General features: G+C 68.0%; 11 protein-coding genes. 4 read left to right on the top strand and 7 right to left on the bottom strand.

Going from position 1 to position 15861, the window contains the following annotated elements; translation table 11 throughout:
* Window positions 1-157 precede the first annotated feature (157 nt).
* Window positions 158-1699, top strand: coding sequence for an exopolyphosphatase (gene ppx / locus MKK84_RS32145; RefSeq protein WP_243926581.1), 1542 nt, complete (start codon window positions 158-160; stop codon window positions 1697-1699).
* Window positions 1700-2507: 808 nt separating this feature from the next.
* Window positions 2508-4988, top strand: a complete 2481-nt coding sequence (locus MKK84_RS32140; RefSeq protein WP_243926579.1) for a methyl-accepting chemotaxis protein — start codon at window positions 2508-2510, stop codon at window positions 4986-4988.
* 10 nt (window positions 4989-4998) lie between these two features.
* Here the strand turns inward: MKK84_RS32140 and MKK84_RS32135 are convergent, their stop codons facing one another.
* Together MKK84_RS32135 and MKK84_RS32130 are read right to left on the bottom strand one after the other, a co-directional pair.
* On the bottom strand, window positions 4999-6444 hold the full coding sequence (locus MKK84_RS32135; RefSeq protein WP_243926577.1) for an acetamidase/formamidase family protein: 1446 nt from the start codon (window positions 6442-6444) through the stop codon (window positions 4999-5001).
* An 82-nt stretch (window positions 6445-6526) separates the two neighbouring features.
* A complete protein-coding gene (locus MKK84_RS32130) occupies window positions 6527-8854 on the bottom strand; it encodes an NADP-dependent malic enzyme (RefSeq protein ID WP_276592331.1) in 2328 nt (775 codons plus the stop codon).
* A 78-nt stretch (window positions 8855-8932) separates the two neighbouring features.
* Here MKK84_RS32130 and MKK84_RS32125 point away from each other — a divergent pair, with 78 nt between their 5' ends.
* Both MKK84_RS32125 and MKK84_RS32120 read left to right on the top strand, forming a co-directional pair.
* Window positions 8933-9562 carry a CatB-related O-acetyltransferase gene (locus MKK84_RS32125; RefSeq protein WP_279599842.1) on the top strand — a complete coding sequence of 210 codons (630 nt, stop codon included), beginning with the start codon at window positions 8933-8935 and terminating at the stop codon, window positions 9560-9562.
* A 44-nt stretch (window positions 9563-9606) separates the two neighbouring features.
* A complete protein-coding gene (locus MKK84_RS32120) occupies window positions 9607-9861 on the top strand; it encodes a DUF3297 family protein (RefSeq protein WP_243926575.1) in 255 nt (84 codons plus the stop codon).
* Window positions 9862-9874: 13 nt separating this feature from the next.
* Here the strand turns inward: MKK84_RS32120 and MKK84_RS32115 are convergent, their stop codons facing one another.
* The 5 genes from MKK84_RS32115 to aspS all read right to left on the bottom strand — a co-directional run bounded on the left by MKK84_RS32115 (window position 9875) and on the right by aspS (window position 15789).
* Window positions 9875-10270, bottom strand: coding sequence for a hypothetical protein (locus tag MKK84_RS32115; protein WP_243926573.1), 396 nt, complete (start codon window positions 10268-10270; stop codon window positions 9875-9877).
* A 1390-nt stretch (window positions 10271-11660) separates the two neighbouring features.
* Complete coding sequence (locus tag MKK84_RS32110) at window positions 11661-11990, bottom strand: hypothetical protein (protein WP_243926571.1); 330 nt, start codon at window positions 11988-11990, stop codon at window positions 11661-11663.
* Complete coding sequence (locus tag MKK84_RS32105) at window positions 11987-13063, bottom strand: acyltransferase family protein (RefSeq protein WP_243926569.1); 1077 nt, start codon at window positions 13061-13063, stop codon at window positions 11987-11989. Before MKK84_RS32105 ends, MKK84_RS32110 begins: the two co-directional genes overlap by 4 nt.
* Window positions 13060-13932 (bottom strand): glycosyltransferase family 2 protein, encoded by an 873-nt coding sequence (locus MKK84_RS32100; RefSeq protein WP_243926567.1) that lies wholly within the window; start codon window positions 13930-13932, stop codon window positions 13060-13062. The genes MKK84_RS32105 and MKK84_RS32100 overlap by 4 nt, the downstream gene beginning before the upstream one ends.
* 12 nt (window positions 13933-13944) lie before the next feature.
* The gene (gene aspS / locus MKK84_RS32095) at window positions 13945-15789 is read right to left on the bottom strand and encodes an aspartate--tRNA ligase (protein ID WP_243926565.1); all 1845 of its coding nucleotides are present in this window, start codon (window positions 15787-15789) and stop codon (window positions 13945-13947) included.
* Window positions 15790-15861: the final 72 nt, after the last annotated feature.

The raw sequence follows: 15861 nt of genomic DNA, 5'->3' as shown, positions 1-15861 counted from the left end.
GGTTTCCCCGCCGCCGACATGGTTTCCCGACCGGCCACCGGGCCGTGACATCATGGGTCCGGAGCCGACATCGGTCGCAGCGCGACCGGCCACGGCCCCGGATCGCACCGGCGGTGCGTCCAGCGAGCCCGCCGCGCTCACTCAAGGACATGGACGTTTGGGCAGCTCTCGCGCCAATCTCATCCTCGCGCATACGACGGAGCGGTCCGTGGTCGACGCGCATGCCCCGGTGGCCATCATCGACATTGGGTCGAACTCGGTCCGGCTCGTTGCCTATGACGGCCTGACCCGGGCGCCGACTCCGCTCTACAACGAGAAGGTCCTGTGCGGCCTCGGGCGCAACGTCCTGACCACGGGCCGGCTGAATGACGAAGCGGTCGCCCGGGCGCTCGCCGCGCTGGCCCGGTTCCGGGTGCTGTGCGAGACCATGCGGGTGTCGCGGGTCTTCGTGCTGGCGACCGCGGCGGCCCGCGACGCGGAGAACGGCCCGGATTTCCTGCGCGCCGCTGAGACGGCCTGCGGCCAGGAGATCCAGCTCCTGTCCGGCCGGCGCGAGGCGGAACTCTCTGCGATGGGCGTCATCTCCGGCTTCCACGCCCCCGACGGGGTGGTGGGCGATATGGGCGGCGGCTCGCTCGAACTCGTGGATGTCCGCGGCACCGTGGTCGGGCAGGGGGTGACCATGCCGCTCGGCGGCCTCGCCCTCCAGGATCTCTCCGGCGGCTCGGTGAAGAAGGCCGCCAAGATCGCGCGCGAGCACATGCGGAAGGCGGTGCCGCAGCTCGAAACCCTGCGCGGTCGGACCTTCTACGCGGTCGGCGGCACGTGGCGGGCGCTGGCACGGCTGCACATGGCCGCCCGCGGCTACCCGGTCCACGTGATGCACGGCTACACCGTGGAGCCGACCGACGAATTGACCTTCCTGCAGCTCGTCGAGCAGACCGACGTCGCCCTGCTGCAGGATGTCGACGCGATCTCCGAGGCGCGGCGCCCGCTCCTCGCCTACGGCGCGGTGGTGCTGGAGGAGATCATCCGGGTCGGCCGCCCACGGGAGGTCGCGATCTCGGCTTCCGGCGTCCGCGAGGGCCTGCTGTTCGAACAGCTCGACCGCGACGCCCGGCTGATCGATCCGCTCCTGGCCTCGGCGGCGGAGTTCAACACCCTGCGCTCCCGCGCGCCCCAGCACGGCGAGGAGCTGATCGCCTGGACCGACCGGTTCGTGGCGACCCTCGGCGGCCCCGAGACCGCGGACGAGCGCCGCCTGAGGCACGCAGCCTGCCTGCTCTCGGATGTCGGCTGGCGCGCCCATCCCGATTACCGCGACCAGCAGAGCATCGCGGCGATCCAGAACGCCGCCTTTGTGGGCGTCGACCACCCGGGCCGGGCCTATCTCGCGCTGGCGGTCTCGCTCCGGCACACCGGGCTCGCGCCGGAGAAGGCCAATCCGATCCTGCGCGCCGTGGCCGGGCCACGCCTGTTCGAGCGGGCCCGCCTGCTCGGGGCGTTGTTGCGGGTCGCGTTCCCGATCTCCGCCGGAATGGACGGAGCCCTCGGCCAGGCGCCGCTGACCGTCGAGGACGGGCGGGCCATCCTGCGCCTGCCGCGGGACTGGGCAGCCCTGAACGGCGACCGCCTGCTGAACCGTGTCCGCGGCCTCGGGCGCGTCACCGGCCTCGAAGGACGGGTCGAGATCGGGTAGCGGCGCCGTTTGAACGGAGCGTCACCGCACCCTCCCGCTCGGCGCGAGGGCCGAGGGATGCTGGGGTCCCGGCCCGCGCATGCCGTGCGATGACACCGTCAGGCCGCCCAGCTCGTGGACGGTCAAGCAGGTTTCGCAAAGCTGCTCTGCCGGCTTCGCAACGAATTCTGCGGCCGACCTGGCGCCTACGCGGACGAAACGTCGGCCTGGGCCCGCGCTACACGACGCAAGACCGAGAAGCTCTGCTATTCCCCGATCCTGAAGTGCCGGAGGGTAGCGGAGACCTCGAAGGCGCCTTCCTTCGAGGCCCGCTGACACGATCACTTCATGACGCGGGTGATGTGGGTGGGATCGCCCGACGACCGCAATTGCAGCTCTCTGTCTTGGACCAAGTGGCCAACCTCTGGAAATCTGCCCGGAGCTGCGGTCGATGCTATGTCTCGATCGGTCGGTAGGACTCGATCCCGAACACCGCCGGTCTGCTTTCGGATCTGACGCCCCCGAGAATGATCGCGGACCATGGCGGCGCACCGCGACCGATCACGCTCATTTCGCAATGCTGTGATCAAATTAGAACAACCCCGAATAATTAGGACCTATTGTGTCCTCACATCGCTCGACGAACATAATTTTGCATTGCCGCCAAGTCGCGTCGATTCCTCTACCCTAAAATATATATTACAAGATCATTATACAAACACATACCGATCTTTCGTAGTGAGGATTTTTGGTCTTACAGTGCCACAGAGACTTGCACTGTTTGACGGAAAAAATGATGCGCTGGTTGGGTCGTTTCTCGATAGGCGTGATGCTGGGCCTGCTTCTGGGCACTACGGCCCTCATGCTGCTGAGCTACACCGCGAGCAGCCTGATCGATGCGCGCGGTCAGATGTTCAGGGCGGAGAGGGCCGTCACCCTGGCGCATGCGAGCCGCCGCCTGCTCCAGACGCTGCAAACCGTCCGCCTCGGACGCGGCTTGGCGGTCGCACTGAATGCCGAGGAACCGGCGGGCGGCGACACCCTGTCGTTCGTTGCGGCCAATCGCCGGGCCGTGATCGAGGACGTGCGGCGCCTGCACGACCTGCAAGGTCACGCAGACATGGCCGGGTTCGCCGCGCTGCTCAGCCGGATCGAAACGCAGCATCAGGCCGTCGCCGCGCTCTGGCCGCGGGTGGATGCGTCCCTCAAGCTGCCCAAGGGGCAGCGCGACATGGCGCTGCGATCCGACATCAAGACGGCAGTCGCGGCGCTGCTGGACGCGCTGACGGAGGCGACGAACGCCGTCGATGCGGAATTCGTGCGCACCGATCCGACCCTGCAGCAGGACCTCGCGCTCAAGGGTGCCGCCTGGGCGATGCGCTTGGCCAGCGGCGATCTCGCGTTCCGGATGCAAACTTCGGTGGCGGCCGGGACACCCTGGTCCCTGACCGACACCGTGGCCGCCGCGGAGGAACGTGCCCGGGTGCAGGTCGCCTGGGCAAAGACCCGCGAAGCGGCGTCCGGCGCGGCCGAGACCGTCCGGGCCGCATTCGAGCGGGTCCGAACGGCCTACGGGGATGGCGAGCCGGCCGCGTCCCGGTCCCTGTTCGAGGCCCTCAGTCAGCAACGGATGCCGGGCATCACCTTGCAGGACCTACGGCAGCGCAACACCGTCGAAGTGACGGCGATCGCCGACCTCGCCCGCGCGGCCCTCGACGATCTGGTCACGCGCGCCGAGACCCTGGCTGGCGAAGCGAGGGCCAGCCTCATCCGCAACGCCGCCGCTATGCTGAGCGCGATCCTGCTGGCCGGCTTTGGTTTCGTGGTGCTCATCGGCGGCGTCCTGCGCCCCCTCCTGCGGATCTCGGCGACGATGCAGGCGCTCGCCGAGGGGGATATCGCGGTCCTGATTCCGGTCGATGGGTATCGGAACGAGTTCGGTCCGGTCGTGCGGGCCGTGCAGGTGTTCAAGGAGAACCTGATCCGCACCCGGCAGATCGAATCCGAGGCGGACGAGGCGCGCCGCGTCGCCGAGGAGCAGCGCCGCACCGGAATGCGCCAGATGGCCGATGGGTTCGAATCCGCAGTCGGCGGCATCGTCCAGCAGGTCTCGGTGGCCGCCGCCGGGCTGCGCGACATCGCGGGCCGCATGACCGAGACGGCCGAGGAGACGGCGGCGCAATCCACACGCGTGGCGGCTGCCGCCGAGGAGGCGTCCACGAACGTCAACACGGTGGCAGCCGCAGCCGAAGAGCTGGGCTCGTCGGTGCGGGAGATTGGGCGGCAAGTCCAGGGCTCGGCCGAAATCGCCAAGGCGGCCGCGGCCGAGGCGGATAAGACCGGGGCACTGGTCCGAACGCTGAGCGCTGCCGTGGCCAAGATCGGCGACGTAGTCGGTCTAATCTCGTCGATCGCGGGCCAGACCAACCTGCTGGCGCTTAACGCCACGATCGAGGCGGCGCGCGCCGGCGAGGCGGGCCGCGGCTTCGCGGTCGTCGCCGCGGAAGTGAAGGCGCTCGCCGAGCAGACCGCCAAGGCCACGGAGGAGATCGCGAGCCAGATCGCCCAGGTGCAGGACGTGACGAATCAAGCGGTCGGTGCGGTCCGGACGATCACGGCGCGCATTCGGGAGGTCGACGGCGTGGCGGCCTCGATCGCAGCCGCGGTGGAGGAGCAGGGCGCAGCGACCCAGGAGATCGTGCGCAACGTGGGTCAGGCGGCCCAGGGCACCAGTGAGGTGACCGGCAACATCCTCGGCGTCGCCGGCGCCGCCGAGAAGACCGGGACGGCAGCGGTCGAGGTGTTCAAGGCCACAGCAGAACTGTCGGGACAGGCCGAACGGCTCGCCGGCGAGATCGGCCGCTTCCTGACCAACGTGCGCGGCAGCTACGCGCTGTCGGCCCGGCAGGTGATGCTGGTGCAAGACAGCTTCGCCGAGGTCCGGCCGATCGCCGACACGGCAGCCGACCTGTTCTACGGCCGCCTGTTCGAGACCGCCCCGCAGGTGCGCACGCTCTTCCCGAGCGATATGGCCGAGCAGAAGAAGAAGCTGATGGCGATGCTCGCCCTGGCGGTGGCCAACCTCGACAAGCCGGAGGCGCTCGCCGCGGCCGTCGGCGAGCTCGGCGCACGGCACGCGGGCTACGGCGCGAAGGCCGACCATTACGGACCGGTCGGCGCTGCCCTGCTCTGGACGCTGGAGCAGGGGCTCGGCGCGGACTTCACCGCAGAGGTCCGGGACGCCTGGGGCGCGGCCTACGCGGTCGTCGCCGGCCTCATGCGCCCGGCCGCGACGGAGCGCGCCGCCTGAGGGGTGGAGCTCAGGCGAGCCGATCGGGGAAGATCGCCTTCTTGACCACCGCGTGGACGCCCCAATTGCCGTCCACGACCTGCGTGATCCCGAAATCGACTGCCACCGACATCAGCGAGATCGCCTCGTCCTCGGTCAGCCCCTTCGCGTGCATTAGGAACTGGCGCATCTTGCGGAACGCGTCGCGCATGGCGAGGTCGATCGACGACTTCTCGAAAATCGCCGCCTGGGCATCCGGACCGAGGTCGCGCAGATAGTTCGGGTAGCTGAATCCGGACAGGACCCAGTCGTCCTTCGTCTCGATCATCGGGAAGTCGAGGGCTTCCAGCGGCGAGCCCGGCAGGTCCGCCTTCTTGTGCAGGATGAACTGGAAGGTGCCGGTGAGCGAGCACTCGATCGCGGTCCCGCACAATTCGGAATCGCCCTGGCTGGCATGGGGATCGCCCACCGAGAACAGCGCCCCCGGCACGGCGACGGGGAAGTAGAGGGTTGCGCCCTTGCCGATCCGCCAATTGTCGATGTTGCCGCCGGTATAGCTCGGCGGGATCGTGTTGACCCGGTCGGCCTCGGCAGGCGCCACGCCCAGCGTGCCGAAATGCGGGCGGATCGGCACGCGGATCCCCTTCAGCACGTCGAAGGTCTTCTGCGTCTTGGCATGGTCGACCGGCAAGCCGGGATAGTCGATGGTCGGGTGCGCGACCCCGAACGGGTCGGTGACGCCGGGCCAGCGGAAGCTGTAGACCGCCCGCGCCCAGTCGCGCGCCCCGGTGGCATCCACCTCGTAGATGGTTACCACTTCCCGGGGTTTGTCGCCGGTGATCAGATCCTTGTAGTGGAAGCCCCACCACGCGGCCGCGTTGCTGCCGAAGGCGAGCCCCTTGTATTTCGGGTTGGCGCTGGGGCGAGGCGCCACATCGAGGATGCGGACCTCCAGCACATCGCCGGGCTCCGCGCCACGGATCGCCACCGGGCCGGTGCAGATATGCACGCCGAGACCGCCGCCGGGGCCGATCTTGGCGTCCATCGCGCCCGCGCCGCGGGGCGAAACCGCCATCTTGTCCTTGGTCCAGAGGTAGACGCTCTCGGCGCCCGGATCACCCTGGATCATCCGTTCGGCATCGTCGCTCGCCTGATGGGTGAGCGTCTCGATCGTGACGAAGTCACCTGAGCCGATCTCGACCTGCGGCTTGAGGCTGCGGCTGAAGAAGCCCCAATGCACCGTCTCGGCGTTGGCGGGCAGATGGTAATGGCCAGTCGCGGCGAACTTGGCGCCCGAGGCCTGCGCCAGAGCCGGGCTCACCAGCGAGGGGCCTCCGGCCGCGAAGGCCGCAGCCGCAGCGCCCGTCGCCGCAAAGCCGCTCTTCAGGAAGGCGCGCCGCTCCGGCTCCAGGTCGCGTTTGAACCGACGCCGATGTTCCTCGAAGGCGTGGCAGTTCGGGTCGTCGCCCAGGCACATGATGTCCGCTTCCGGTGGTGTCGTTTCCCCGGAAGCGGTCAAGCAATTCGACGGCCACGCTCGCGGCCGTCGCGAGGGGTGCTTACTCGGAGATCATCCCGACCCCGGCCTCCTCGGGCTTGGGCGGCGCCTCGTCCGATTGCGCCTCGACCACCGCGGCGGCCGTGACGTTGACGATGCCGCGGGCGGTCACCGAGGGCGTGAGGATGTGGGCGGGCTTGGCCGGTCCGATCAGCAGGGGGCCGACCGGCAGGGCGTCCGCCATCACTTTCGCGAACTGGAACGCGATGTTGGCCGCATCGAGGTTCGGGAAGATCAGGACATTCGCCGCACCCTTCAGGCGCGAGCCCGGCAGCACCCGGTCCCGGACCATCTCGGAGAGCGCCGAATCCGCCTGCATCTCACCATCGACGATCAGGTCCGGATCGCGCGTCTGCAAGAGCGCGAGGGCGTCACGCATCTTCATGGCGGAGGCCGAGTCCGACTGGCCGAAATCCGAGTGGCTGAGCAGCGCGATCTTCGGCGTCAGCCCGAACCGGCTCACGTGGTTGGCGCAGGCCTGCGCCACGTCGGCGATCTCCTCGGCGGTCGGGTCTGCGCGGACATGGGTATCGGCCAGGAAGTAGGCGCCCGTATGGGTGACCACCAAGCTCATGGCGGCGCATTGCTTCACGCCGGGCGCGAGCCCGATCACGTCGCGGATGATGCGCAACCGCGTCTCGAACCGGCCCTCCAGACCGCAGATCAACGCGTCCGCCTCACCGCGGCGGACCGCAATGGCGCCGATCACCGTGTTGTTGGTGCGCACCAGGGTGCGGGCGGCGTCCGGGGTGATACCGCGCCGGCCGGCGACATCGAGGTAAGTCTGCACGTAGGCGCGGTAGCGGGGATCGTCCTCGGGGTCGATCAGCTCGAAGTCGCGGCCGTGCTCGATCGACAGGCCGAACCGCTTCAGGCGGGTCTCCACCACCCGCGGCCGGCCGACCAGGATCGGGAACGCGACCTTGTCCTCGACGATCGCCTGAACGGCGCGGAGCACGCGCTCGTCCTCGCCCTCGGCGTAGATCACCCGCTTGGGCTCGGCCTTCGCCTTGGAGAACAGCGGCTTCATGATCAGGCCGGACCGGTGGACGAACCGATCGAGGCTGTCGGTATAGGCGTCGAGATCCGCGAGCGGCCGGCCGGCCACACCCGAATCCATCGCCGCCTTGGCGACCGCGGGGGCGATGCGCAGGATCAAACGCGGGTCGAACGGGCTCGGGATCAGGGATTTCGGCCCGAACGGCCGCGCCTCGCCGCCATAGGCCCGGGCGACCACGTCGGAAGTTGTCTCGTGCGCGAGGCCGGCGATCGCCTTCACGGCCGCCTTCTTCATCTCCTCGTTGATCTTGTGGGCGCCGACATCCAGCGCGCCGCGGAAGATGTAGGGGAAGCACAGGACGTTGTTGACCTGGTTCGGGAAATCCGACCGGCCGGTGCAGATCATCGCGTCCGGCCGCTCCTTCTCGGCGAGCTCCGGCATGATCTCGGGATAAGGGTTGGCCAGCGCCATGATGAGCGGCTTCTCGGCCATCTCCCGGAGATATTCCGGCTTCAGGACGCCGCCGGCCGATAGGCCGATGAACACATCCGCCCCCGGGATTACCTCGGCCAGGGTCCGCTTCTCGGTCTCCTGCGCGAAGACGTCCTTCCAGCGGTCCATCAACTCCGGGCGGCCCTTGTAGACCACGCCCTTGATGTCGGTAATCGTGATGTTCTCACGGGTCGCGCCGAGCGACACGAGCAGGTTGAGGCAGGCGAGCGCCGCGGCGCCCGCCCCCGACGTGACGATCCGGACGTCGGACAGCGTCTTGCCGGCGAGTTCCAGCCCGTTGAGGACGGCCGCTGCCACGATGATCGCGGTGCCGTGCTGGTCGTCGTGGAAGACCGGGATGTTCATCCGGGCCCGGCACTGCTCCTCGACCTCGAAGCATTCCGGCGCCTTGATGTCCTCCAGGTTGATGCCGCCGAAGGTCGGCTCGAGCGCGCAGACCACGTCGACGAGCTTGGACACGTCCTTCTGGTCGACCTCGATGTCGAACACGTCGATGCCGGCGAATTTCTTGAACAGGACCGCCTTGCCCTCCATCACGGGCTTGGAGGCCAGCGGTCCGATGTCGCCGAGACCCAACACGGCCGTGCCGTTGGTGAGCACCGCCACGAGGTTCTGGCGGATCGTGAGGTCGGCGGCCTGCTGCGGGTCGTCGTGGATCGCCATGCAGGCGGCCGCGACGCCGGGCGAGTAGGCCAGCGCGAGGTCGCGCTGGTTGCCCAGTGGCTTCGTCGCCTGGATCTCAAGCTTCCCGGGCTTGGGCAGGCGGTGGTAGACGAGCGCCCCGGCCTTGAGGTCCTCGGACATGTTATCGGCCATCGCCCACGCTCCCGCTCACCTTTTTCACCCGGGACGACGCGGTCGCGCATCGCGCGGGCTCGCGTCTTGACCGGTCTGTTGCACCGGCTCCGCAGGGGGCGCAACCCGCACAACGAGACCCGGCTCCACCTCGCCAAGCTGGCGAGGACCTACGGCTTCTCCATAGGCGCCTACTCGTATGGGCGTCCAAAGGTCCGCTTTCCGGAAAGTGGTCGGCGGCTGACGATCGGCCGCTATTGTTCCATTGCCGACAAGGTTGAGATCCTGCTCGGCGGCGACCATCGGCTCGACTGGGCGTCCACGTATCCGTTCGCCGCGATGCGCGGGCTGTTCCCGGATGCGCGGGCGCCGGAGGATTTTCACGCCTCCCGGGGCGACGTGGTGATCGGCCACGATGTCTGGCTGGGCTCGGGCTGCATGATCCTGTCAGGCGTCACCATCGGGCCCGGCGCCGTGGTGGCGGCCCGCACCGTGGTGACCCGTGATGTGCCTGCCTACGCGGTGGTGGCGGGCAATCCGGCGCGGGTGGTGCGGCATCGGTTCGACGCGGCGACCGTGGAGGCCCTGCTGGCGGCGGCGTGGTGGGACCTGCCGCACGCGGCGGTGACGCGGCTGGTGCCGCTGCTGCAGAGCGGCGACGTGGCCGCACTCCTGGCAACCCTCGGGGCGGAAGCCGGCAGCGTTGCGGCGGGGCGGGGGATTGCGTAATCCGCGATCCTCTTCGCCGCTCACGCCGAACCTGGAGTCCGCTCATGTCCGATCCCGCGCTGCCCGACCGTCTCTCGGTCAACCCGGACAGTCCGTATTACGACGCGGCCCTGCTGGAGCGTGGCATCGGCATCCGGTTCAAGGGCGTCGAGAAGACCAATGTCGAGGAGTACTGCGTCAGCGAAGGCTGGGTGCGCCTCTCGGCCGGCAAGACCCTCGACCGCGCCGGCAACCCGATGACGGTGAAGCTGAAGGGCCCGGTGGAGCCCTATCTGCGTGATGCGGCGGACACAGAATGAAACTCCGCCGGGCTCATCGCTCCAGAGGGAATGGGGTGGGCTCCCAGTAGGGCTCCAGCACCGTCCCGCGGACGTTGGCGGTCTCCCAATCGTGCAGGATCTTGGCCAGCGCCGGGCGGTCGCCGGCCATGAGGGGCTCCGCCACGGCGGCGAGCTGGGTCTGCCAGCGATGGGCACGCGAACTGGGCGGGAACGACTTGCCTGCGTGCCACGACTGTCGTTCGTGCCAGATCGCTCGCGCGGCTTCGAGGTTGCCGGCCGCGATATGGACGATCATGCGGTCCTCGTGCGGCTCGTCGTGGACCCAATGCGGCCGCGGCGGCAGTGTCGCGTAGCTTTCTGGCGTCCCATAGAGCGCCAGCTTCGGAAGCGCCACTGAGTCCAAGGCCGCGATGGCCTCCGGTACCATCGCGGGGTCGGACCAGAGCCAGAACTTCTCCGCTGATGTTGGGGATCTACTCAAATATTCAAAGTATGTACCAATAGGAATAGCCCCGGGCAAACCCGTAAAGTATAGCGCCGTCATAAAAAATCTCGGCGAGCAACAATTTGGATCAGAAGTCCGCTCGATAAATATGCCAAGCGCAATATGATGAATAGGATCTCTAACTGCGAAACGACTCCCGATCTGAACTAGATACGGATGCTTGGTTTTCAAAGCCTTGAAGATCGGTCGAACTTGACGAGCGCCGGTCATATCATGGGCTCGATCTGGATTGGAATATAACGCAGGGCGCCTGGATATCGTCTTTGCACAACGGTGGCAATATCGACTGACCGTGGTCCTCTAAGGTACGCATTCCCGGTCTTGTGATCATAGACACAGACAGTTGATGGCTGCGAGCGCTCAAGCACGTCAAGCCGGATCGATCCTCGCGCGCCATATTTCGCATCCGTGCCGGTCGTAGCATCGAAAGATGTCTCAGCAACGAAATTCTGGTCTTTCCGGGCATTTATGACGCCCGCAATGCCAGCATGCACTTTGTTGCCGAAATCCTGCCCACCGAAGTAATTACCAGACGCTTTGACACCAGCAGCGACTGCGTCCGCTATAGCCTGCACCTCCCTGTTACGAGGGCACAACTGGTCCAACTCAGTCTGCCCTACTGCCCCAACCCACATGGCTCGATCGTTATAAGCATCCCCGGGGATATACTCGCTTGCGGGGGCAGCGAAGATAGCCCTTCGATCGGTGGTGTTCCGCCCAGACAGAGCCGAGAAGAGCGATCCGGCTGCCTCGAGTGTCCTCGCAAATCGCCGTGCCAGTTCGTCTGACGGGCGCGGCCGACCCCGGGCCAGTTGGAGGAAGGCTTCCGGTTCCGCTCCATCCGAAGTGAGGATACTTCGAGCCAGGATCTCGTTGCTGTGACCATCACGGATCGTCTGCGTGAGACCTGAGGTCTCGAAGACCGCTCGTGTCCCATCCTGTCCGGTGACCGTGTGCTGCTCGTCCCAGTCCGTATGCGGTTTGGCCCGAATCCGGATCGAAAGAACCCGCGATCCATCTTCGAGGACAGCGTCTTCAGTTTGCGATTGAGCCTGAGTCCGCCGCCGGTGCCCTCCGGAAGCCAGCGACCGCCATCGGACTGGCCGGCCGGCGCGCGCGGTTGGTCAGGTCGGTACTTGCGGCTCAAAACGTGCTCAAGCCGTATTAGCTTGACGCCGATGGCGAGGCCAGCGAGCGCGGTGCGAAGGGCCGCGACTTCCTGAGCGTGACGATCATTGGTCAGTCGCGACATCCGCCCCACCCCCGCTTGGACAAAAAACCTATCTCGCGAGGCGGTTTTGTCGGGATTTTCCTATTCAGCGGGCGGGAGCTCCCCCGCCGCAGCTTCAGTTGTGCGAGCCGCATAATCCCGCAGCGCCGCTGCGATCATCACGTCGAGTTGGCCCAACCGCTTCGGCGTGGCGACTACGAGGCTCGTGACGACCTCGGGATGGCTTCGCCGCTGCCGCGGCCGACGTGCATGGTTGGATAGGCGGAGGGTCGCGTTATGGCCCGGACGCGCGAGGTAAAGGGTGTCGCCGCGCTCGTTCCGGGCGACGATCGTGAAGCCCTGGGCCTCCAGCAGCCTTGCCGCTACCGCCAAGGCTGCCGGAGGCGGGAGCAGCCTGTCGAAATCCTTCACGGCCCCGCCGGCTCGATCGTGCCGAGGCGTCGCCGCCCGAGCGCCCGCGCCTTGAGCGCCAGGGCCGGCCGCTCCACCCCGTACCAGGACAGCGCCGCCACCGGCAGCGTCGCCGCGAGGGCGGGGGCCAGCAGCGCGGGTCCCGAGATCTCCGGCCAGAGCGCGTACAGGGTCTGCTGGATCGGCCAGCCGTAGAGATAGACCCCGTAGGACAGGTCCGCCGGTGGATCGAACACGCCCCGCGCCAGGGGACCGAGGGCCAGCCAGACCACGCCGTAGGCTTCCGCCAGGAACAGCAAGGCCGGATGGGCCGGCGTCCGCGCGAGGACGCAGGCCCCGAAGGCGAGGCAGGCGAGGGCGGCGCCGGAGATCCGCAGGCGCTCGCGCCAGAGATAGAGGCACGCGCCAGCCGCGAAGATCAGGGGCAGGCGCAGGGCGGTCTCGATGCCCTTGGGCAAGTCGGAGCCCCGCAGGCCGCCCACGATGGCCAGCGCCAGTGCGAGCCCCGCGACGATCACCAGGGCCGACCAACGCCGCCGGAGCAGACCGCACAGGGCGGCGGCGAGAACGCCGAGATAGCACAGAACCTCGTATTTCAGCGTCCAGACCGTGCCGAGCGGCGCCGGGTACGGGTTGTGCTCGAACACGCCGGGGAGGGCGGCATTGCTCTTGAAGGTCGTCAGCGTCCCGCGGATGAACGCCCACAGGCTCGGCTCGCGAAGATACTCGGAGACGGGCAGGCGGGTCATCGCCGCGCCGAGGCCCAGAGACACGATCAGAGTCGCGGCGACCAGTCCGGGCAGGATCCGTAAGCTTCGGGCCAGCGCATAGTCCCGGATCCCGCGCCGGTCGCAGCTCATGGTCACGAGGAAGCCCGATACGGCGAAGAAGCCGTTCACCGCGTGCTCGCCCAACGTGTAGCCGGTGAGACGGGTCAGGGGCTCGTCCCCGGGGGCGCCGGTCGCGACGCTGAAGGCGTGGGACACGACCACGGCGACCGCCAGCGCCAGCCGCAGGCCGGTGAAGCCATTGCGCCCGGCATCGAGCGCTTCGGCGATGGTCCGCGCGCTCATCCGGACAGGCCTTCGCGTGCCAGGGCGGTGCGGCCGCGCAGGAAGGCGAGGGCGCCCGCCGCCGAGCCGCCATACCGCTCCAGCCCGCTCCGGCGCAGAATCAGGGCGGAGAGCAGCGCCTTCGGCAGGTTGGTCAGCAGGATCCCGAGGCTCGGATCGGGCAAGCCGTATTTGCAGCTGACATAGGCCCGCGACCAAGCCTGATGCCAGCGTGTGCGGAACACGCGGCCCCGCTCGGGCGCCGAGGAACGGCCGCGGCCGTGCAGCGCCTCGGCAGCGTGGACGTGGATGAGGGCGCGACCGGCCTCGGCGACGCGCCGGCACAGGTCGTCGTCCTCGTAGAACAGGAAGATGCGCTCGTCGAAGCCGCCGAGGTCCAGGAAGAGGCGGCGCGGCATCAGCAGACAGGCCCCGGACAGGAACGGCGCGCAGGCATCGCCCTGCGGCAGCGCGCGCCGGCCGCCCGGATTGGTCAGATAGGGCGCGAGCAGCGAGCGCGCCTGGAAGAAGAAGCGCCCGTCGGGCTCGACCAGCCGCGGTGCCAGCAGGCCGGCATCCGGCCAGGCCCGGGCGGCCGCCAACAGGGCATCGACGGCGCCGGGACGCAGGATCACGTCCGGGTTGACGAACAGGATGTGCTCCGCCGTCACGGCGGCCCGGACGCCCCGGTTGTTGGCGCGGCCGTAGCCCTCGTTGCGGGCGTTGCGAATCACCTGCGCGCCGGCTTCCTCCGCGACGGCAGCGGAGGCATCCCGGCTGGCATTGTCGACCACGATCGCCGGCACATGCTGCCCGGCGAGCGCGGCAAGGCAGGCGGGCAGCACCTCGGCGCTGTCGTGCGCAACCACGATGGCGACGAGGCGCGGCACCGCGCGGCCGGACTAGGCCTTCTTCTCAGGCAGGTTGAGCCGGATATGCAGCTCACGGAGTTGCTTGGGCGTTGCCTCGGCGGGCGCGCCCATCATCAGATCCTCGGCGCGCTGGTTCATCGGGAACAGCACCACCTCGCGGATGTTCGGCTCATCGCACAGGAGCATGACGATGCGGTCGACACCCGGCGCGATGCCACCGTGCGGCGGGGCGCCCATGCGGAGCGCGTTCAGCATGCCGCCGAACTTCTCCTCAAGCACCTCGCGGCCGTAGCCCGCGATGGCAAACGCCTTCTCCATCACGTCGGGACGGTGGTTCCGGATCGCGCCGGACGACAGCTCGGTCCCGTTGCAGACGATGTCGTACTGGAACGCCTTGATGCCGAGGATTTTCTTGGTGTTGGCGCCGGTCTCGTCCTCCGACGCCAGTGCTTCGAGATCGAGTGCGAGGAACTCTTCGCGATCGATGTTCGGCATGGAGAACGGATTGTGCGAGAAGTCGATCCGCTTCTCCTCCTCGCTCCACTCGTACATCGGGAAGTCGGTGATCCAGCAGAAGGCGTACTGGTCCTTGTCACACAGGCCCAGCTCGTCGCCGATGCGGATGCGCGCCTTGCCGGCGAGCCCGGCCGCCTTGCCCTCGACGCCGGCGGAGAAGAACACCGCATCGCCCGCCTTGGCCCCGGCCCGCTCGGCGATCAGCGCCTGCACCTCGGCCGGGATGAACTTTGCGATCGGCCCCTTGCCGGTGAGCTGCCCGTTCTCCTCCTCAAACACGACGTAGCCGAGCCCCGGCGCCCCCTCGGAGCGCGCCCAGTCGTTCAGCCTGTCGAAGAACGAGCGCGACTGCGCGGCCGCTCCTGTCGCCGGGATCGCCCGGACCACACCGCCGCCGGCGATCACACCCTTGAACGCCTTGAAGGCCACGTCCTCGCGGGCAAACAGGTCCGTCACGTCGGCGATGATCAGCGGATTGCGCAGATCCGGCTTATCGACACCGTATTTCAGCATCGAATCCGCGTAGGTGATCCGCGGGAATTCCTGCGTGACGCGCTTGCCCTGGGCGAATTCGTCGAATACCCCGCGCAGAACCGGCTCCACCGCCTGGAACACGTCCTCCTGGGTGACGAAGCTCATCTCGATATCGAGCTGGTAGAACTCGCCCGGCGAGCGGTCGGCCCGGGCATCCTCGTCGCGGAAGCAGGGCGCGATCTGGAAGTAGCGGTCGAAGCCCGCGATCATCGTCAGCTGCTTGAACTGCTGCGGCGCCTGCGGCAGCGCGTAGAACTTGCCGGGATGGACCCGCGACGGCACGAGATAGTCGCGGGCGCCCTCCGGGCTCGACGCCGTGAGAATGGGTGTCTGAAACTCGAAGAAGCCGCCGTCGCGCATCCGGCGGCGGAGCGAGTCGATGATCGCGCCGCGCTTCATGATGTTCGCGTGGAGCTTCTCCCGGCGCAGGTCGAGGAAGCGGTAGCGCAGCCGCGTCTCTTCCGGGTATTCCAGATCGCCGAAGACCGGCAGCGGCAGCTCGCCCGCCGGGCCTAGCACCTCCAGGTCGTCGATATAGACTTCCACGACGCCGGTCGGCAGCTCGGGGTTTTCTGTGCCGGCCGGGCGGGTCCGCACGCGGCCATCGATCCGCACGACCCATTCCGAGCGCACGGCATCAGCCGCTTTGAAGGCCGGGGAATCCGAATCGATCACGCACTGCGTCAGCCCGTAATGATCGCGCAGATCGATGAAGAGCACACCGCCATGGTCGCGAATGCGGTGGCACCAGCCTGAAAGCCGGACGGCCTGCCCGACATCGGACGGGCGGAGCGCCCCGCAGGTGTGGGAACGGTAACGATGCATGACGGGCTTCTTCTGTGGGAAGGCCGGCACCATTCACGCGAGCCCCCCCAAGTCAAGCGCGGTCCGCACCGG

The organism is Methylobacterium sp. E-065, from assembly GCF_022829605.1.
Taxonomy (GTDB): domain Bacteria; phylum Pseudomonadota; class Alphaproteobacteria; order Rhizobiales; family Beijerinckiaceae; genus Methylobacterium.
This window is presented reverse-complemented; position numbering and strand designations above follow the sequence as displayed.